This window comes from Bacteroides sp. FSHCM14E1 (genome assembly GCF_019633785.1).
Lineage (GTDB): Bacteria > Bacteroidota > Bacteroidia > Bacteroidales > Bacteroidaceae > Bacteroides > Bacteroides hominis.
Genome location: NZ_JADKYL010000004.1, coordinates 90,684 through 113,323, shown reverse-complemented (window position 1 = coordinate 113,323; position 22,640 = coordinate 90,684). Strand labels below are relative to the sequence as shown.

Genomic DNA, 22,640 nt, shown 5'->3' with positions numbered 1-22,640 from the left:
TCCGCCATTTTAATGAAGAAATTAGCCATACTTGCAGCTTTCATCTTTTGCCCTTTTGCCATACAGGCACAAGAAGTATTTATCAATGCCGACCTGGTAAGCAGTTACATCTGGCGTGGAATGAAGAATGGAAATGCTTCCGTACAGCCTACTCTCGGTGTAGAGTGGAAAGGATGGACCCTATCGGCATGGGGATCGACAGAATTCAGAAACGAGAATAATGAAATAGACCTTACGCTGGAGTATGAATATAAAAACCTCCAACTGTGCCTTAATAACTACTTTTACCAAAGTGAAGACGAACCATTCAACTATTTCCACTATACTCCCCGCACCACAGGTCACACCTTTGAAGCAGGAGCTGTCTATACCATTAGTGAAAGTTTCCCGTTATCGTTGGCCTGGTATACCACCTTTGCCGGAAACGATTACCGGGAAAATGAAAGACGTGCCTGGTCCAGTTATTGCGAACTCAGCTATCCATTCACTGTAAAGGGAGTAGACTTGGCTGTCGAAGCCGGGTTCACCCCATGGGAAGGAGAATACGCTGACAAATTTAATGTAGTTAATGTCGGACTTTCGGCTACCAAAACATTGAATATTTCATCCGGATTCACTCCATCTGTTTTTGGTAAACTGATAGCTAATCCATACGAAAACCAACTCTATTTTGTTTTCGGAATAAGTTTGTAGACAATTGGCATTTCCATATTTCTTTTTATCTTTGCAACATCAGTCCTTATCAATATAAGCAAATTGCCATATACTAATTCAATATTCGGGTAAATGATAGATTTTGAAAAATTTTATACCACGTGGTATTCACGGGCCAAACACTTCGCAAACGAATATGTATACTCCGAAGATGATGCGGAAAATATCGTCCAAGATGTATTTCTACATTTATATGAACGGCGTGACCTGCTGGACGCATACGCTAACCTGACAGCTTATCTTTTCACTTCCATTAAAAACAGCTGTCTGAACTATTTACGTAAAAGAATGCTCGAGCAAGAAGCTGTACTTGATATGCAAAATGAATTCAATATGGCTATGCGCATGAAATATGATTCTTTAGAAATACTTAACACCCATTTCCCCGATGAAACCTGCATAGAGGAACTATTAGACAATGCCTTTCAGACACTTCCTGAACGATGTCGGAAAATCTTCATCATGAACAAACTGGAAGGAAAAAAACAAAAGCAAATCGCTGAAGAACTACAAATTTCCATCAATACCGTAGAGTCTCAAATGGCCATTGCCTACAAGAGGTTACGGGAAGAATTAAAAGATAACCTACCTCTATTTCTCTTTTTATTTGTCCTATCTTAATTTTTTTTATTTTTATTTTAGCGGATTTTCTCACTTCCATTGTTTACATAATATAGACAAGCCCGAAATGGATAATCGAATTATAAAATATTACGCAGGAGAACTCAGCAAAGAAGAAAGGAGAACTTTACTGCAAGAAGCCTTTTCCAACCAAGAATTGAAAAAGGAGATGATGTACTGTCAGCAACTGCAATCGCTGATGAAGCTACACCCGCAAGAGAAACAGGAAATAATAGGTGAAGAGAGCCTCAGGCACTTCCTGCAAGTGCGCCAAGCTGAAAAAGGAAGAAGAGTGTTGCTGTCTTTTTTACGTTATGCCGCAATTGTCGTCCTCTGTATAAGCGTCACATGGTGGTGGACTACCTTTTCACCCGGCAAGGCAGATGCCCCCCATCCACTCACCCAGAAATTATCTGTCCCGGCAGGGCAACGTGCACATATCACATTGCCGGACGGCAGTAAAGTATGGGTAAACGCAAATTCGGTCCTTACTTATCCATCGGCATTCAGTGAAGAGCGTCGGGTGAAGCTAACTGGAGAAGCATTCTTTGAGGTAGCCAAAAGCCCCACACCTTTCATAGTATCCACAGGGAAAGTAGACATAAAAGCATTGGGAACACAATTCAATGTATTCAATTATCCGGAAGAAGATCTGACAGTATCCCTGCTCGAAGGTTCCGTGAGGGTTTATCTCCCACACAAAGAACAATGCGGAATGGTATTGCAACCTAAACAGAAACTGACCGAAACTCAAGGACACTTCTCTGTGAAACCTATCACGCAAAACCCTGTCCTTTGGAAAGAAGGTCTCTATACTTTTGAGAAACAGAAATTAAAAGATATAGTGAAAAAGCTGGAATTATATTACGATATAAAAATTACCATCAAAGACACATCTATCCAGGAATACGAATACACTGGAAAATTTCGACAACGCGATGGCGTAATGGAAGTATTGCAGATCATCCGGAAAATACATCCGTTCAAAATAAAGAAAAATGAAAACACGAATGAAATTATATTATACCGTTAACTAATTGTCAAACTAAAAAATCAAAAACTATGAGTCCATAAACAAACACCACTACCCATTGCAATCCTAAAAAGTCGATAGGTGCGCCAACACCTACCGACCGGGATTAAGCAAGGCATTCCGAAATTCTTTCAAAGACAGAATCATTAACTTAATTGAATACAAAGATATGAAAATAAAACCTTTGTTAGTACATCTTTTGTACCTAAAAATGAAAAACAGAACATTAAATATTATGAAAACAGCCCTGTTTATGATGTTCACCTGTGCTTTTCAACTGTATGCTTCGAGCGGAATAGCACAAAACGCAATAATCGAACTGCCTTCTAACTCTATAACAATAGAGACATTATTTTCTGAAATCGAAAAACAAACCAAGTGTCTGGTGGTATACGCCAGCCATGAATTGGATGTGAAAACGATGATTACGCTATCGCACAAGAAGGCCAAAGTGAGCGACATGCTGAAAGAACTGCTGAAAAATACAGATTTGAAGTATGAGCATACAAATGATTACATCATATTTTCAAAAAAAGTAAATGGAATCCATACAATACAACAAAATAAAATTAAGATAACCGGCATCGTTCTTGATAAAAACGGAGAAGCTATTATTGGTGCCACCGTGCTTGAGCAAGGTACAGAAGCTAACGGAACCGTTACCGACATTAACGGCCGATTTAATCTTGAAGTAACTCACAAGGCTTCTCTAACCATTTCCTATATAGGCTATGTCAACCAGACGGTTTCTTTGAATGGAAAGAAATCAATTACAATTACACTGCAAGAAGATTCACAGGAGCTGGAAGAAATAGTCGTAATAGGTTACGGAACTCAAAAGAAGGTTAACCTGACCGGATCGGTAGCCTCCATTAATTCTAAAACCATCGAAAATGTTCCCGCCGCCAATCTCTCAAATGCTTTGAGCGGACGGTTGGCAGGGGTCAATATCACCCAAACTGCCGGAAAACCGGGCGGAGGTTCGTCTGTTTCCATCCGTGCCGATGGAACGTGGAATCAAACGACTCCACTCTATGTCATCGATGGTGTAGTTCGCGATAAATTTGCATTCGACGGATTGGATGCCAGCGAAGTAGAGAACCTTTCCGTACTAAAGGATGGTGCTTCCGCTGCTATTTATGGCTCACGCGCAGCCAATGGAGTTATTCTGGTAACTACTAAAAAAGGTAAAATAGGAAAACCGACTATCAACTACACCGGATCAGTTGGTATTTCAGATGCAACTAAGATACCTGAAGTATTCGATACGTATCGACAAGCGCTATATACCAACGATGCCTTGCGCCATGCCCGGGTGCCCGAAGGTGACATGCAATATTACACTGACGATGAACTACAATATTTTAAAGACAATTCTTACAACTGGATTGACGAAGCATGGAAATCTCCCATCGTTACCCGCCACTCTTTGAATGTAAACGGAGGAAATGACAGAGTGCAATACTTCATTGGAGGGAACTATTATTATGAAACAGGTTCGTTTGACAATCTTAATTTCAAAAAATATAGCATCCGAAGCAATATCGATGTCAATATTATAAAGGGACTGAAGGCTTCTTTACACCTGAATATGGACACCCGAAACGATCGCAAACCTTACTGGAAATGGGATAACGACAATGACAACATGGGTAATCTCTATAACGGACTATTACGCCGTGGTCTTTTTGCCCCCTATATCGATGGAAAACCCAACGGGACATTCCTGGCATGGCACCCCATGGAGGTTATTAACGGGAATAGCGGTTATAATAAAAAGCGTTATTCCAACTACGAGATAAATGTAGCTCTCCAATACGATATTCCTTTCATTAAAGGCTTAAGCCTGAAACTGTCATACAACCGGTATGAGCGGCATACTTTCATCAAACGTTTCAGTCGCCCCTACGACTTGTACGTATTTAAAACAACCGGCGCACACAATCATATCCCAACCAATGAAATTGATTATGTCAAAACCAGAGATGATGGAGACTTTCTGTATGAGAAATACAATAATGATAACAGTTATCAGTTGAACGCCATGGTTACCTACAACAAGACCTTCGGCAAACACGATATCAACGCATTGTTTGTATACGAACAGTATGAAGGTACTAACGACTGGCTGGACGGGCAACGAAATTATTTCATCTCCTCTGCCGTAGATCAAATATTCGCAGGTAGTTCCGATCCAAAGAATTCGACACTAAACGGAAGTGGTTCAGAAGGCGGACGTCTTTCGTATGTAGGCCGGCTGGGCTATACTTATGATAGTAAATACTTGCTGGAAGCCTCTTTCCGCTATGACGGTTCTGTCAATTTCGATCCAAAACACCGCTGGGGCTTCTTCCCTTCCGCATCTGTCGCCTGGCGTATTTCAGAAGAAAATTTCTTTAAAAACAACATCGGGTTTATAGACTACCTGAAACTTCGCGGATCAGTCGGTTTGCTAGGTAACGATGCTGTAGGCGGCTGGCAGTGGATGCAACGCTATAACCTCAACTCAGGCGCCTACTTCGGTTCGTTGAGCAACGGGGTATCAGCCAGTGTAATCCCCAATACAGAAATTACATGGGAAAAATCATTGGATATAGATTATGGATTTGATATGCAAATTCTACGTAATCGTCTGTCATTAAGTGTCGGTGGATTTTACAAACATACCTACGACATTTTAGGTGAACGCCTGGCCAGCCTGCCTTCTACTTTTGGTGGCACCATGCCCAAAGAAAACTATGCCACCATCGATACCAAAGGCTTCGAAATAGAGCTCTCATATAAGGATAAGATAGGGGACGATTTCAGTTACAACATAAGCGGAAACCTCGGATATGCAGTCAACGAACTAATTACCAAAGACGAAGCTGAAAATATTCGTCCTTACAAATCAGAGTTAGGATACAATACGGACCGACAAATGGGCTATGTAGCTACAGACATTATCCGTACACAAACCGAACTCGATGCCCTGCCCGAAGGATATACCATCTTTGGTAAAAAGCCCGAATTGGGAATGTTGAACTATAAAGATATCAGAGGTGCCAACTCTGATGAACCGGATGGAAAGATCGATAGTAATGATCAGGAATGGGTAATCAAACACACCAAATCTCCAATCAATTACGGTTTCTCCGTAGGAGGATCATGGAAAGGACTGAGCGTCGACCTGTTCTTCCAGGGTGTAGCCGGTGGAAAACGTTTCTATGACAAACGTATAGAATGGGGTGGAATGGAAGAAACGTCATACGCATTCAGGGCAGACTACTGGACTCCTGAGAACACGGATGCCAAATATCCCGCAGCCGGATGGGAAAACGGAGCCGGAGAAGCATCAACATTCTGGATTCAAGATACTTCTTTCCTACGCTTGAAGAACGTGAGCATCACTTATCAACTCCCGCAACCATTGGTTTCAAGATGGGGGCTCTCACAAATGCGATTCTTCCTGATAGGAACTAATTTGTTCCTATTACAAGATAAAATAAAAGACTATGACCCTGAAAATTCAAGTATCATGAATTACCCGTTAATGAAAACCTATTCATTCGGTGTTAATGTTAGTTTCTAATATAATATTAAATTATTATGAAAACAAAATATATAGCAATCTTAGTATTGACAGTCATTCTTTCTGGCTGTATAGATGTATTAAATAAGAAAGACTTATCTGCCATCACAGAAAAGGACGTATGGAATAATGCCCAATATGCCACAGCCTATCTTAATAAGCTATATCGTGACAATCTGCCGGGATGGGATCAGGATGTAGCAGGTTATTCGGACGAGGCTTATGGAGAGACCGGTATATTGTACGGACAACTTACCACCAATTCCATAGATACTTGGAATTACAGCAGCATTCGTAACATTAATATCATGCTGAACAGCATTAAGACCGGCGATCTGGATGCAGAAACCAAAGCCTCCTTAAGGGCACAGGCTTTAGTGCTCAGGGCATGGCGGTATTTCCAGATGGTGCGCCAATATGGAGGCGTGCCGATGATCATGGAACCGCAGGCACTGACCGATGATTTGTATGTTACCCGCAACAAGACCTCAGAGTGTATCAATTTGATCATTCAGGATTTGGATGAAGCCATTCAAGATTTGCCATGGAAATGGACAGGCGATGACGAAGGACGTTTCAGCAAAGCCACAGCCATAGCACTAAAAGGTCGCATCTTGCTGTATTATGCCAGTCCGCAATTTAATCCGGAAAATAAAGCGGAACGCTGGGAAACAGCTTATGCCTATAACAAGAAGGCTGCCGAACAAATAGAAACGAACGGTTATGATTTGTATGAAAGCTATGAAAATATCTGGTTCGATGAAATGAATAAGGAAGTTTTGTTCGTGACGCGCTATCAAGAACCCGACATCGTACATCACTGGGATGCGGCAACCCGTCCGTTATCGGAAGCTCAGAATTATTCGGGAGCCAACCAACCCACTAAGGAAATGGTAGAATCTTACCCAATGATCACAGGCGTTCCTATCACAGAATCAGCAGATTATGATCCGCTTCATTTCTGGAGAAATCGTGATCCACGGTTTACCAGTACGATAGCCTACAACGGCTGCCTATGGGAACTTAGTGGCAAAAAAGACAGAATCCAATGGACTTACCAAGGCAGTTCCACCCTCAACCCCTCTGCCAGCGGATTCTACTGCCGGAAAGCCATCAACGTAAATTTCACCCCTTATGATACCGAAAGAAGTAGTACGGACTGGGTGGAAATACGCTTTGCCGAAGTGCTGATGAATTACGCCGAATGCGCTGCCGAAACTCAGAAATACGATGAAGCATATAGTGTATTGAAACGTATCCGTAAACGCGCCGGAATAACAGCCGGAGACAATAATATGTACGGATTAAAAGAAAACATGTCACACAATGAAATGATAGCCGCTATCATGCTGGAACGCAAGATAGAATTTGCCTATGAAGGAAAACGATATTGGGACTTACGCCGTCGGCGCATGTTTGCTTCCGAAATGAATGGAATCAAGCGCCATGGCCTTTTACCCAAACTAAAAGGATCTCCAACAGAATTTGATAATCTAAAAGATAAAGTAGATATAGAGAAAGACTATACCACTTATTTTAAAGACTCAATAGTGGTATTGGATCAGAAATATGAAATTGATTTTCAAGATAATTACTATTTTTATGCCATTCCTAACAAGCATCTGGAGCAAAACTCTAAATTGCAGCAGACACAAGGCTGGGATAATGGGACATTCAATCCTTACGAATAATATAGAATAAGATAACGGTAGACAAAAGACAGAGATGCCTTGAAAAAACATCTCTGTCTTTCTAAAAGGAGAATAAAGTCTCCGGTAAAAAGAAAATCATCCATCTTTTTTTTACAAAAGTACATTGATTTATATCATTCTATTCTCTTTCTTTACAAACGAATTTAAAGCAAAGCTGTTTGCTTTAATAATACCTTTATATATTCACCTTAGTAATATAGCATTATGAATGTTTCCAGAAGAATTACATTTTTATCTTTAGTCCTATGCAGCAGCCTGATTATCAAAGGGCAAACTTCTACCCGGCTATCTTTGCCTGCCATCTTTTCGAATCATATCGTACTCCAGCAACAAAGTTCAGCCCCCATCTGGGGATGGGGAGAAGCCGGCACAAAAGTTAAAATAGTAGGAAGTTGGGCGCAAAAAGACACTATCGAGACTCTTATTGACGACTGCGGGCATTGGAAAACCCAAATACCCACCACCCAACATGGCGGTCCTTATACCCTACAACTATTTTCTAGCAACATGAAAGGAAATAAAATCGAGTTGAAAGACGTTATGTTGGGAGAAGTATGGCTATGCAGCGGGCAGTCGAATATGGAATGGTGTCCCAATAACGGCATCCCCAATCAACAAGAGGAAATTGCGACAGCCATACACCCCAACCTTCGTTTTTTCAGCCTGAACAAGCAAGGTAGCCGAACCTTACAGGAAGACTGCTATGCGCAATGGGAAAAATGTACACCGGAAGTCATGCGACAACGAAGTGCTGTCGCCTATTTCTTCGGTAAGCACCTGCAACAGAAGCTGAATGTTCCGATAGGGTTGATCGTTTCAGCCTGGGGAGGAACTCCGGCAGAAGTATGGACACCACGAGAGGTAGTCATGGGCACCCCCCTAATAAAAGACGCGATCATTGACAAGACATATCCCTGGTGGCCGGTAGAGCCCGGTGTGCTTTATAACAGCATGATCCATCCCTTGATGCCTTACGACATAGCCGGAACAATATGGTACCAGGGTGAATCAAACAGAGACAACCCCTCTTCATACACGACGTTGATAGAGAAAATGGTTGAAAGCTGGAGAAGTGGATTCGGCAAAGAATTTCCTTTTTACATGGTTCAAATAGCTCCATTCAACTACGGTTCAACCCATAACGGACCTGCGCTTATACGTGAAGCGCAAGAAGAGATAACACGCAAGGTTCGCAACACGGCGCTCGTCGTTATCACAGACAAAGGCGATCCGAAAACCATTCATCCGATTCAGAAACAAGAAGTAGGCGTACGATTAGCCAACATGGCGCTGGGCAAAAAGTACGGTTTACTGAAAGACGGATACGAAAGCCCCACCTTGGAACAAATGGTTGTTGACAAGAAAAAAGCCATACTTACTTTTAAACATGCCTCCAAAGGGTTGGTCTGTCCGGAGAAGGAAATCAGGGGACTGCTCATAGCCGGTGAAGACGGGCGCTTCGTAGAAGCCAAAGCGCAGATAAAAGGCAACAAGATAACGGTTTACTCACCGAAAGTAAAACATCCGGTAGCCGTCCGCTATTGCTTCGATGATGCCACTATCGGAAATTTATTCAATCAAGAAGGATTGCCTGTCGCTCCGTTCCGAACGGATAGTAACAAACGATGTAACAATCAATAAAAACACATTAAAATTATATGGATAAAAAAATATTACTTCTTATGGGTACTCTTTTCACATGCTTATGTGGACAAGCCCAGCACACCATCAAACTGTCCGAACTGGACTTATCTAAATTGTGGCAAGAATACGGAAAGGTACAAACCGGGAAATCGGTAAGCGGAGAACCAGCCACCATCCAAAGACAGACTTTTAAGGACGTGATAGGCACCCATGCCCAAAGTATCTTAAAAATAGATCTGCACGGCAATGCCACACGCTTTCATGCCCAAGTGGGAGTTGCCGATTCTCAGGTGGAGGTCTCAGACAAAAGCCTGACCATCCTTCCGTTAGTTAATGGAACGAAACTCTATTTCCGCAAAGAAGGAGATGACAAACAGTTCATAGGACTGGCCGGTAAAAGTGGAAAAATAGAAAATGGATCAGTTCGGTTCGTCTTGAAAGGCGACAACAAAGAACTTTACAATAGCGGCATTGTGCGTGGTAACGAGGCTCCCCAGTCCATTGATGTAAGCCTGAAGGGAGTTCGGGTTCTGGAATTGGCAGTAGAACCGACCAATGACGGTGCAAGCGGCGACAACGCTTTATGGATTGCGCCAACTATAGAATATCAATCCGATCGCCCATGCACCCTCGATGCCGGATATGCCGGAAAAGGTCCTGAAATGACAAAGACCATCTCCACTCTGTTGGCGAAAAAAATAAGTAAACTCCCTGTTTTATCCGAACCGGTTTCCAGTCAAACCAACTTTGACTGGCTGATCAGTTCCGAGAAGTCAAAAGCGGGCATTTACGCATCGGCAGATCAAAAGAGTATCATTGTGGCCAATCCGATGGTGTCACGCACTTTCCGGATATTCCCCAATCTGGCAACGACCAACTTCATCAACCGAATGACAGGAGAGAGTATGCTACGCGCTGTCAGCAGTGAAGGGAGTATACAAATTGATGGCAAGAAATGGATGATAGGCGGCTTGACCGGACAACCGGAACGAGGTTATTTAAAAGAAGAATGGATAGAAAAAATGACCACCATTCCCGAATCTTTCCTCATAGAAGACTTTGAAATACTCCCTATCAAAGAAGATATAAAATGGGCACGTAGCCGCTGGGCATTGAATAAGGAGGCGGCAACAGGCTGCGAAATCATATTCACTTTGCGTGGCGATAAGGAACTAAAGGATGTCACAGTGAAGCTCCATGTTTCCGTTTATGACAAGATTCCTGTTATTCGCAAACGTTTTGAATTAGTGAACCACTCTGTTCTTCCTGTCAATATCGATGCCTTTCAAGTGGAATACCTGGCCTTTTCCGAACCGGAATCTCCCGGAGGGGGCGATCCCACCAAATTCCTTTTACCCAATATTCACATAGAAAGTGATTACGCCTGCGGCGGAAGTTTTACTGAGAAAGAAACGGATATTACGGAAAAGTGGGTAACCGATCCTGCCTATACATCTCAGCGCAACTATATGTTACAAACCCCTTGCGTGCTGGATGTCTCTCCTCCGATAGGTCCCGACCAGCGTTTGCAACCCAACGGTACATTCCAGTCTTTCAGTGTATACGAAATGCCGTTCGACAGCTACGACCGGGAGCGCAAAGGCTTATTCACTCGGAAACTATACCGCACGATAGCACCGTGGAGCACAGAAAATCCAATCTTTATGCATCTCACTTCCACGGATCCGAAGGTGGTGTACCGTGCCATCGACCAATGTGCCGAAACAGGTTACGAAATGATTATCCTCAGCTTTGGCTCCGGACTGAATGCAGAAGATATTTCTAATGCCAATATAGCAAAATACAAAGCATTTGTGGATTACGCCCGTAGCAAGGGTATTGAAATGGGTTGCTACTCACTACTTGCCAGCCGCTGGATCAGTGATGAGACAGACGTTATCAATCCAAAGACAGGTAAACGTGGGGGCATGAGATTTGGTAGTTCTCCTTGCCTCAGTAGTGATTGGGGCTACGAATACTTCCGTAAGATAAAAATTTTCTTTGAAAAAACCGGCATGCGTTGTTTTGAGCACGATGGTTCTTATCCCGGAGACTTTTGTGCTTCCACTGCCCATACCCATCATAAAGGATTGGAGGACTCACAATGGAACCAATTCTATAAGATTACGGAGCTTTATCATTGGATGTGTGAGAACGGAATATACATCAATGTACCCGACTTTTACTTCCTGAACGGTTCTACTAAAGTAGGTATCGGCTATCGCGAAGCCAACTGGTCGCTTCCACGCGATCGTCAGCTGATCCATACCCGCCAGTTGAACTATGACTGTACATGGGAACGCATTCCTTCCTCACTTTGGAGCTTTGTCCCATTAGTAGAATATCAAGGAGGCGGATCGGCTGCCACATTAGAGCCGTTGAGCGAACACTTGTATGAGTATAAGACATTGATGTTTCAAAACTACGGTGCCGGTATACAAGCTTGCTACCGCGGCCCCCGCCTTTACGATACGGAAGAAACCAAGAAGGCAGTCGTGGAAGTGATTAACTGGTATAAAAAATACAGAAACATACTGAATAGCGACATTATCCATCTACGCAAACCCGATGCGCGCGATTGGGATGGCATCATGCATGCCAACCCTGCGGAAAAAGAAAAAGGGTTAGCCATGTTCTTCAATCCCACAGACAAAGAAATCATCCGCCGCATCCGGTTACCTTTATATTATACCGGCCTGACAAAAACCGCACAGATAAGAGAACAGGAGGGAACGCCCACTACCCATACCTTACAACGGGATTACTCAGTAGAACTGACTGTCAGAATTCCTGCCGGCGGATACACATGGTATGTCATTGAATAGCCACACATAAAAATTAATATATGAAAAGTAAACTAACAATTTTCTTATTCTCCCTCTGCTTTCCCGGTTTTGCCGGAGCCCAGCAGACAAAGATAAACCTCAGCACGGCAACCGGCCGACTCTGTTTCGAAGTAACCTATAAAGGCGAACCAACCATCAGTTCATCGCCCTTGGGCATGAACATTGACAATATAGATCTGGGTAAATCGGTCGAAATAAAGTCGGTCGAACAAACAGATGCGGAGTACAAAACGTATACAATAGAAAAAAAGGATGGGGACATTTATCACCTTGACATCCGCGAATTTGATAACGGAATAGCTTTAAGATACCGCATTCCATCTACAGGCAGCCGTTGTGTATATGGTGAAGAGACGTCTTTCACATTTCCAGCGGGAACCCGGGTATGGTACGCCAGCGGCCCTTTTCAATACGGATGGATACAAGCTTACCAGGATCGCACCACCGACAAGATAGAAAACGAGCTGTTGGCCCCTCCCGCCACTTTCCGTCTTCCCAACGGTACCTATGCTGCCATCACCGAGGCCAATCTGTTTAATTTTCACGGTGCAGTATTGTTTGGACATAAAAACAACAGGGTACAATTAGGCTATGTAGACAACAAAGGCCATCTGGAAACAGGAATAATCACAGGTATTCCGGCCAGTAAATACTGGCATGAAGAAGTACGCAACTCCCCTTGGATCGTCTCTCCCCGCAACGGTAGTAAGGAAATAATCACTCCCTGGCGTATCCTGATGTTATCGGAGAATCTGGATGGATTGGTTAATAATCGTATCATAGCCCAAGTATCAGACCAGCCGGAGCGTACACTTTTCCCCGAAGGAAAAAATACCCAATGGATTAAACCGGGACGTTCGGTTTTCACCTGGTTAGTGGAAGGAGAGAACAGGCTGAGCGTAGAGACTCACAAAAGATATGTTGACGGAGCAGCCGAGTTAGGTCTGGAATCTGTTGTGGTGGATGATGGCTGGGAACTTTGGCCGGAAACAGAGAAAAATGCCAATGGACGTACCAAATGGGAATTACTCAAAGAGTTAGTCGATTATGCCCGCAGCAAAAACGTAGATATCTGGGTATGGCGGCCTTCTTCTCCAAGATATGGTAATAAATCCGATGTCGGCTTGCTGGATGCGGACGAACGCAACAATTTTATGAAAAGATGTGCGGAAATCGGTGTAAAAGGATTAAAAATAGATTTCTTCCACACAGAGAATCTATTTACAGTCAATTTTATGGAGAATATATTGAAAGATGCCGCCAAAGCACATCTGATGGTTATTTTCCATGGGGTGAATAAACCTACAGGCGACAGCTATACGTATCCCAACCTGTTGGCCAAAGAGGCTGTACGCGGTTTAGAGTCCGTAGGTGGAGAAAATAACTGGGCTCCAGGCCCACCGTGGCCTTATCACAATACGGTGTTACCCTTTACCCGCTGGCTGGCAGGTCCTGCCGACTATACCCCATTGAACTTCCGCCAATTCTGCCCTCCATCTGTCACTTTCACGCATCAATTGGCGAGTATCTACACGTTCACATCGCCCATGCTGATCTTTGCAGCCGACATGGAAGATATGCTGACATGTCCGGGACGTATGTTTATTGAAGAAGTACCAGTCGTCTGGGATCAGACAAAAATTCTAAAAGAAAGCCGGATAGGCGAATTGGCCGCATTATCCAGGAGAAAAGGGGATATATGGTATCTTTCCATCTTAAATGGAGAAAAGGCTGTTACCCAAGAAATCGAATTGGACTTTTTGCCCAAAGGCAACTACCGCATGACTTATGCATCCGATGACGGAGAAAACAGAAAAAAGATTGTGATAAACAATCGAAAAATAAAATCGGGTAAAACGCTAAAAATAAAATTATTATCGGGAGGAGGTTATTTAGCCAAATTTGAAAGAACCGACAAATAGCATAAAACTAATCCCCTGCAACACATTGTCAAAGAAATAATGTGATCTATCAACCTGAGTGTGTGTCAGCACTCACCACAGAGGTCACAGAGTAACACGGAGGCGATTTAAAGTTATTGATTATTAACAAAATACTCTGTGATACTCTGTGGCACTCCGTGGTAAAAAGAGTTATGACACACCTTCAAGATTAAAAACACTTCGCCCACTGTAAACAGAACACATTTAGCAATTCAAACAGGATCGCCAGAGGAAAAAAGAACACACAAATAGAACCAACATAACAAATATCGGACATTCAATCACAAAAATTTCGAATATTTCATCGAGATTCACACCTTCTTTCTTGTAACCGACAGATTGTTACAACATACAGAACCAGAATTCGATTCACCCCCTACCTAACGCATATACTCCTATTACACAACAGATTAACTAAAGACAAAATAATAAAATACAGATTATTCCTAACAGAACTATAACCATATTAATCGGTTTTAAAGAAATACATTTTATAATGTATTAAAAAAGAACAGAATATTTTTTGTTTTTTAGATTAATAATGATGCAAATATAGCGATTATTTTAAAAATAGATAATAATCACAAAAGTTTTTTTCATTCTAACCCACGGCTCTTTCATTTAACAATCGTCTTCCTCCCTTGTCCCCCCACAAAACCTTCCATTCGCACACAGCGATGCGGAAGCAGTGCTCCGTTGTTTCTTTTTTAAGAAAGAATCCGGCCGGCTATTACCGGAGAAGTGTAGTAGATTAACCATTGTCATACAACTCTTTATCCCAGCCCGCATACCCGGGCTGATTAGCCCGCATACCCGGGCCGATGAGCCCGCATACCCGGGCCGATGAGCCCGCATACCCGGGCCGATGAGCCCGCATGCCCGGGCTGAGATAAAGATCCGACCATTTGCACTAAAGAGAGTAAGGGAAATGAAATGCTTTTAGAGAGATAAACGGATAAGAAATTGGACATATCCATTTGTTTTCCAAACCGTTACTGCTGAAATATCCCCTAAAATAGCGGGTGGAAGATGGAAGATGGGGGTGGAAGATAAATGGCATAAAAACCGCATCTTCCACCAATATACACATCTCACAATCAACGACATGCATTCTCAAAGGTGGAAGATGGAAGATCGAAACGTGTTTTTTGTATGAGAGGAAGGCGGGGTAAATGAAAGAGCCGTGATTCTAACCCAATATTCCTCACCCTCTACGCTCCTTCCGGAAACAAATCAAGAGAAACAAACTTCGATATATGTCAGGGTAGACAGAGAGGATTGCAAAAAGTCTTCAGTTTGTCATAAAACACTAAATACCAAACAAGATAATCGGTCATTTAGTAGAACAACAGGCCATTTCAATCTTTTATTTCCCGTCTACAAAACTATTCACAATAAAAGCAGAGCTGTACATAAATGCGCATACCCTGTGATAATAAACGCCTTACAGTACACCAAGTTCTGTTAGAACTAATCCTATTTTAAAGAAAAAGGAAAGGCAGATGAATGGAGAAAGTGAAATGTAAAAGAACCGAACAAAACCTTTATTATTAATCTAAAACAAAATTGTTATGTTAAAAATCACTAGACAAGTTACTCTGCTCTTGCTCGCCGGTGCACTAAGCTTCCCAGCTTATTCGTATGCAACGCAAGCCACAGAAGCATTGGTTCCTGAAGTTACTCAAGAAAAAGTAACAGGAACGGTTGAAGATGCGATGGGCCCGGTTATTGGTGCCAGTGTCATGATAAAAGGCACGACTAACGGCGTCATCACAAATTTAGAAGGTAAATTCTCGTTGGATGGCGTGAAAAAAGGAGATATTATTGTAATATCTTACATCGGATATGTCACACAGGAAATTCCTTATACCGGAAAGCCCATTCAAGTGAAGCTTGCTGAAGACAGCAAGGCATTGGAAGAGGTGGTAGTCGTTGGTTATGCCACCGTGAAAAAAGCCAACCTGACCGGAGCCGTATCAGCTGTGGACAGTAAGGTGCTGGAAGACCGCCCGATTGTCAATCTCGGACAAGGTTTGCAAGGTGCTATCCCCAACTTAAACGTAACCACCAGTGGTCGTCCGGGCGAAGGTTCAAGTTTCAATATCCGTGGTACCACTGCCATGAGTGGAAGTTCACCGCTGGTATTGGTCGATGGCGTGGAAATGGACCCGAACCTCATTAACCCGCAAGACGTGCAAAGTGTCTCCGTACTGAAGGATGCCGCCTCCGCATCTATCTATGGTGCACGTGCGGCTTATGGCGTTGTATTGATCACAACCAAAGGAGGACGCAAGGACCAGCCGACACAAGTATCATTCGATGCTTCGGTTTCTTTCAACGGACCTACTACGCGCCCCACCTATATGAACTCCATGCAATATGCTACCTGGATGAACACCGCACAGCAAAACACAGTGGGACGAGACTATTTCGATGCTGAATGGATGCAACACATTGAAGCTTACTATAAAGATCCGGCAAACAACTCTCCGGTATTTATCCACTCAGATCCGAGTATCAGTAAAAACGGCACCAAATACACGTATGCCGGTAACACCAACTGGATGAAAGAGATGTATAAGAAGAATTATCCTGTCCAGAAGTACAATGTCAATATCAGTGGCGGCGGTAAGAAGGCTACCTATTACACTTCTTTAGGATATACCGACCAGGGATCTCTAATTCGTTTCGGTAACGAACAGTTCAAGAAGTTCAATGTGATGAACAACATCAACTATGACATAAACGAATGGTTGCACCTCTCCATGAAAACAAGCTTCAACCGCACCAAGCTGAGAGGATTGAATCAGGATAACGTGCATGGCGATAATTTTATGGGAGGTGATACGCGTCCTATCATGCCGGTGAAACACCCGGACGGAAATTGGGCCGGACAGGGCGACTTTACCAACTTCCCTGCCATTCTTGAAGACGGCGGTAACCGGCAAACCAACAAAAATGACCTTTGGAACACGATCACGATGAAGCTGACTCCTATTAAAGGTATGAGCATCAACATGGACTATACGTTCAATTACTATAGTGAGAATAATAAGGTACACATGAAGTCATTCGACGAATATGGAGCCAACGGACAATTCCTGCAAACTTTTGCATGGACCAATCCGAACTCTGTGTCCCAGTCACAAGCCAACGATACCTACAATGCTTTCAACTTTTTCGGCGATTATGAAAAGACGTTGGGCAAACATTACCTGAAGGGAATGATCGGTTACAATCAGGAAAGCAAGCACACCACCGGATTCAATGCCGGACGCGAACAACTGATCTCAAATGACTTGGGTTCATTGAGCTATGCCACAGGCGACCGTTTGGTAGGCAGCTATGACAACTCCTGGGCTACCCGAAGCGGCTTCTTCCGCCTCAACTATGGATATGACGACCGTTATTTACTTGAAGTAAACGGCCGTTACGACCTCTCTTCCAAATTCCCCAAACACGACCGTGCCGTGTTCAATCCTTCTTTCTCGGCAGCCTGGAGGCTATCCAATGAAAGCTGGTTCAAGAACTGGACAAACAGTTTCTTTGACGAATTGAAAATCAGAGGTTCTTATGGTAGCTTAGGCAATCAGGCACTCGACAATGGATGGTATGCTTATCTCTCTAATTACAGTACCGGACAGACCAGTTGGATTATGGGCAGCAACCAACCGCAGTATGTGGTTCCGGGTGGACTTGTCAGCTCGTCCATCACTTGGGAGACCGTAACACAATGGGACCTGGGACTTGACTTCAACTTCCTGAACAACCGGTTGAAAGGTGCTTTCGACTATTATCAGAGACGTACATCGGATATTCTTGCCGCAGGTAAAATCCTGCCGGGTATCCTGGGTGCCAACGAACCTCAGGAAAATGCAGCCGAATCATTGACGAAAGGTTGGGAATTTGAGATCAGCTGGAACGACCAGTTGGCAAGCGGGTTCCACTACACAGTCGGATTCAATCTGTCCGACTATCAATCGGAAGTTACCAAGTTCGATAATAAGTCAAAAGAACTGGGCAACTGGTATGTGGGACAGAAACAAGGAGAAATCTGGGGTTATGAAACCTATGGCTTATTCCAGTCCGAACAAGAAATAGCCGGAGCCGCCAATCAGGATAAAGTATCAGGAGGTATCAAACTGATGCCGGGTGACATCCGTTTTGTAGACCGCAACAACGATGGCGTTATTGACTGGGGTGACAACACTGTTGATAATCCGGGCGATATGAAAATTATCGGTAACAGCACTCCGCGTTATCATTACGGCATCAATCTGGGAGCCGATTGGAAAGGCTTCGACTTGGGTATCTTCTTCCAGGGTGTGGGCAAACGTGACCTCTATCTGCCGGGCACTTCATTCCGCAGCCATTACGGAAGCGAATGGCAGGTACCTTCAGCCTACAACAACGATTACTGGACTGAAGAGAACACCGGAGCCTACTTCCCACGCGCTCGCTTCAATGGTGGTTCGGCCATCAATCAGGCTCAGACACGCTATCTGGTTGACGCTTCTTACTGTCGTCTGAAATCGCTCAGCATTGGTTATACATTACCTAAAGTATTGACCAAGAAAGCTTCGATCGAAAAGATACGTATCTACTTTACCGGTGAAAACCTTTTCACTATTTCAGACACTCCCGACGGACTCGATCCGGAATTGGATAACCCATACAAATATCCGATGCAAAGATCATTATCTGTTGGTTTAAATCTCACATTCTAATACAAAGCATCTTATGAAAATCAAATATTTATTCTATATCGGAGTGGCAACACTCGCCCTATCGGGCTGTAACGACGGTTTCCTGGAAAGAGCCCCGGAAGCAATCAATGACAAAACCTTCTGGAATACCACAGGAGATTTGGAAACATATGCCAATCAATTCTATAGTTACCTCCCCGGAGGTGTAACCTCAATAGCAGACGGTGAGAGCGATAATCAAGTACCTAACAGCATCCCCCAGTTCTTCTGGAATCAGTTGAGCACCCCCGCAGAGGCAGCAAGCTGGTGTAACTGGAGCAAAGGCGGATGGCAGCCGATCCGGCTGGTAAACTACTTCCTGACCCACTATCAGACGGTAAGCGGCAAGGAGTCGGAAATCAACCAATATGTAGCAGAAGTCCGCTTCTTCAAAGCGATGCAATATGCCGGATTGATGAGAACGTTCGGCGATATCCCCTGGCTGGATAAAGACCTGGGCACGGGTGATACGGATATTCTTTACGGACCGAAACTGAAACGGTATGAAGTGATGGATAAAATCATTGAAGAATTTGATTTTGCCATCCAATGGTTACCCGAGAAACCGGCTACCGGACGCATCGGAAAAGATGTAGCACGCCAGTTGAAAGCCAGGACTTGTCTGCACGAAGGTACATATTATAAATATCACACCGAATTGGGATGGGCAGACAAAGCAGACCGTCTGCTGAAAATGGCAGCCGACGAAACAGATGCAATCATGGCAACCGGCAAATACGAGATCTATAACACCGGACATCCGGAAAAAGACTATTACGACGTATTTGTAATGGAAGACAAAACAAACCTGAAAGAGGCTATCTTACCGGTGATCTATCTGGATGGCAAAAGAAAACACGGTATGAGCCGTACGTTGTCCGAAGCCAATACCGGCTTTTCAAAAGACTTTGTAGAAAGTTATCTGTGTCTCAACGGTAAACCCATTACAGGAAACGACCAATATAAAGGGGATGACAATATGAAAAATGAAACTACCGACCGCGACCCACGCCTGAAGCAGACCATCCTGACCTGGGACTTCCCTACACGGGTGACTGTGGCCACCAACGACAGTACGTATGTTGAAAAGGAAGAAGATTTCATTTCGCAATACTGCCTGACCGGATATAAGTCCATCAAATACCTTATTCCGACAGATAAAGCCTTTGAGGCAAACAACAATACTTATGACGGCATCGCCTATCGTTATGCAGAAACCTTGTTGATCAACGCAGAGGCTAAAGCCGAACTGGGTACGATTACACAAGCGGACTTGAACAAGACCATCAATGTATTGCGCGACCGTGCAGGTATGCCTCACCTGACTATGGAAGTAGGTTTCACCGATCCGAACTGGCCCGCCTGGGGATACAGCCTTAGCCCGCTATTACAGGAAATCCGCCGCGAACGCCGCATTGAGTTGGCTGGTGAAGGATTCCGCTGGGACGACCTGGCCCGTTGGAAAGCCGGAAAAATATGTGATAATGTGAAGACATACGTCGGAAAACGTGAACCTTATAAGGAAGGCAAGTACGCAGTCGTATATCCTGCCTATACCAATGCCGACTACTCTTATGAAGCAGGCAAAAGCCGCACCTGGAATGACAGGCTTTACCTGAGGCCGATACCGACCGGGGAACTTCAGAGAAACGAGAACCTTCTCCCGCAAAATCCGGGATGGTAATAATTGCTTTTTAGTTAATCCCCGGAACGAGTTTCCGGGGATTTTTTTATCTTTGCATCATTAACCCTTTTAACATATCATGAAAATAAACAAACTACTGTATGCCGGAGCTGCCCTGACCCTACTTGGCGCTTGTGCTCCTGCTGTGAAAGCTCCCGAAGCTATCTTACCTGTTCCCGAAGAAAAACAAGTGGAATGGCAGAAAATGGAAACATATGCTTTCGTTCACTTCGGTCTGAACACTTTCAACGACCGTGAATGGGGATACGGAGATTCGGACCCGAAAACGTTCAACCCATCCAAGCTGGACTGCGAACAATGGGTGAAAACCTTTGTAGAATCGGGTATGAAAGGAGTAATCCTTACCGCCAAACACCATGATGGCTTTTGCTTGTGGCCTACCGAACTGACAGAATATTGTATCCGTAACTCTCCTTACAAGGACGGTAAAGGAGATATTGTAGGTGAACTGGCAGCCGCCTGTAAGAAATACGGCATTAAATTCGCTGTTTATCTCTCTCCCTGGGACAGACACCAGGCTAACTACGGTACACCGGAATATGTAGATTATTTCCATAAACAACTGACTGAGCTGATGACCAATTATGGCGAAGTATTCGAGGTTTGGTTTGACGGTGCCAACGGCGGTGACGGATGGTATGGCGGAGCCAAAGACAGCCGTACCATCGACCGCAAGACTTACTACAACTATCCACGTATCTATGAAATACTGGATAAACTCCAACCACAGGCCATTGTTTTCTCCGACGGAGGTCCCGGTTGCCGTTGGGTAGGTAACGAGAACGGATTTGCCGGAGCTACCAACTGGTCGTTCCTGCGTGCGGGCGAAGTGTATCCGGGCTATCCGAAATATCGCGAACTGCAATACGGACACGCTGACGGTAACCAATGGGTACCGGCAGAATGTGATGTCTCTATCCGTCCGGGGTGGTTCTATCATCCGGAAGAAGACAACCGAGTAAAAACCGTAGACCAATTAACAGACCTTTATTACCGGAGTGTGGGACACAACGCGACCCTCTTGCTTAACTTCCCGGTTGACCGCGACGGGCTGATCCATCCGATCGACTCGGCCAACGCAGTAAACTTCCACAAGAATGTACAGAAACAATTGGCACACAACCTGCTCGCAGGTATCCAACCGAAAGTATCGGATGAACGTGGAGGAAAATTCTCAGCCAAAGCCGCAACAGATGAAAGTTGGGATACTTACTGGGCTACCAACGACGATGTGACTGCCGCAGATATTGAGTTCGACTTCCCCAAAACGGAGAAGGTCAACCGTATGATGATCCAGGAATATATTCCGTTGGGACAACGTGTCAAATCATTCGTAGTGGAATATGATAAAGATGGAAAATGGCTGCCGGTGAAACTGAATGAAGAGACTACGACCGTGGGCTACAAACGCTTGTTGCGCTTTGAAACCATTTCGACCGACAAACTCCGCATACGCTTCACGGATGCACGCGCCTGCCTTTGCATCAACAACATAGAGGCTTATTATGCAGGTGAGACACCCGACACATTCACCGTAGAAGCCAAAGAATTAAAAAGTTATCCATTTACACTCGTAGGAGTATCCGAAGAGGAGACTAAGAAATGTATGGATAAAGACAAGAGCACCACTGCTTTTGTTGAAGGGGACGCACTGGTGATCGATCTGGGAGAAGAACGCACAATTACCTCTTTCCATTATCTGCCGGATCAAAGCGAATATAACAAAGGATTAATCTCCTCTTATGAACTATCTGTAGGTACCGAAGCAAATGCGGTAAACCAGATAGTAGCTAAAGGGGAATTTTCAAACATCAAAAACAATCCGATTCTACAGTCTGTCTACTTCACTCCGGTGAAAGCACGATACCTTTCTCTGAAACCTACCAAAATGGTAACAGAAGGAGAAACTATGGGATTTGCAGAAATAGGAATCCAATAACAACAGTACTCCGGAGGTATGTCAGAAGTAATTATAAATCTGAGGCATACCTCCATTATTCAACCCTTTTTCCCTTTTTATATATTCCTTATAAGAAGGATAGCACTGAAGGATAACATAGTTTAACTACCAGGTTTGATTTAAGTTACGAATATTACGTAGTTTTA

General features: G+C 43.8%; 11 protein-coding genes. All 11 read left to right on the top strand.

The window, feature by feature from the left end; all coding sequences use genetic code 11:
• Window positions 1-12 precede the first annotated feature (12 nt).
• The 11 genes from ISX59_RS08190 (at window position 13) to ISX59_RS08140 (ending at window position 22,473) form a co-directional block, all read left to right on the top strand.
• Window positions 13-693 (top strand): transporter, encoded by a 681-nt coding sequence (locus tag ISX59_RS08190; protein WP_005780751.1) that lies wholly within the window; start codon window positions 13-15, stop codon window positions 691-693.
• A 93-nt stretch (window positions 694-786) separates the two neighbouring features.
• On the top strand, window positions 787-1,335 hold the full coding sequence (locus ISX59_RS08185; protein WP_032540203.1) for an RNA polymerase sigma-70 factor: 549 nt from the start codon (window positions 787-789) through the stop codon (window positions 1,333-1,335).
• A gap of 67 nt (window positions 1,336-1,402) precedes the next feature.
• Window positions 1,403-2,368, top strand: coding sequence for a FecR family protein (locus ISX59_RS08180; RefSeq protein ID WP_032540204.1), 966 nt, complete (start codon window positions 1,403-1,405; stop codon window positions 2,366-2,368).
• A 235-nt stretch (window positions 2,369-2,603) separates the two neighbouring features.
• Complete coding sequence (locus ISX59_RS08175; RefSeq protein WP_255580141.1) at window positions 2,604-5,939, top strand: TonB-dependent receptor; 3,336 nt, start codon at window positions 2,604-2,606, stop codon at window positions 5,937-5,939.
• A 17-nt stretch (window positions 5,940-5,956) separates the two neighbouring features.
• A complete protein-coding gene (locus ISX59_RS08170; protein ID WP_122296696.1) occupies window positions 5,957-7,630 on the top strand; it encodes a RagB/SusD family nutrient uptake outer membrane protein in 1,674 nt (557 codons plus the stop codon).
• Between the two features lie 225 nt (window positions 7,631-7,855).
• Entirely contained in the window at window positions 7,856-9,292 is a 1,437-nt protein-coding gene (locus ISX59_RS08165; RefSeq protein WP_122296695.1) for a sialate O-acetylesterase, read from the top strand.
• 17 nt (window positions 9,293-9,309) lie between these two features.
• The gene (locus ISX59_RS08160; RefSeq protein WP_122296694.1) at window positions 9,310-12,120 is read left to right on the top strand and encodes an NPCBM/NEW2 domain-containing protein; all 2,811 of its coding nucleotides are present in this window, start codon (window positions 9,310-9,312) and stop codon (window positions 12,118-12,120) included.
• A gap of 20 nt (window positions 12,121-12,140) precedes the next feature.
• Entirely contained in the window at window positions 12,141-14,063 is a 1,923-nt protein-coding gene (locus ISX59_RS08155; RefSeq protein WP_220575802.1) for a glycoside hydrolase family 97 protein, read from the top strand.
• A gap of 1,592 nt (window positions 14,064-15,655) precedes the next feature.
• Complete coding sequence (locus ISX59_RS08150) at window positions 15,656-18,811, top strand: TonB-dependent receptor (protein WP_032540211.1); 3,156 nt, start codon at window positions 15,656-15,658, stop codon at window positions 18,809-18,811.
• 13 nt (window positions 18,812-18,824) lie between these two features.
• Complete coding sequence (locus tag ISX59_RS08145; RefSeq protein ID WP_005807773.1) at window positions 18,825-20,513, top strand: RagB/SusD family nutrient uptake outer membrane protein; 1,689 nt, start codon at window positions 18,825-18,827, stop codon at window positions 20,511-20,513.
• Window positions 20,514-20,592: 79 nt separating this feature from the next.
• A complete protein-coding gene (locus ISX59_RS08140; protein ID WP_032540212.1) occupies window positions 20,593-22,473 on the top strand; it encodes an alpha-L-fucosidase in 1,881 nt (626 codons plus the stop codon).
• The last annotated feature ends 167 nt before the right edge of the window (window positions 22,474-22,640 follow it).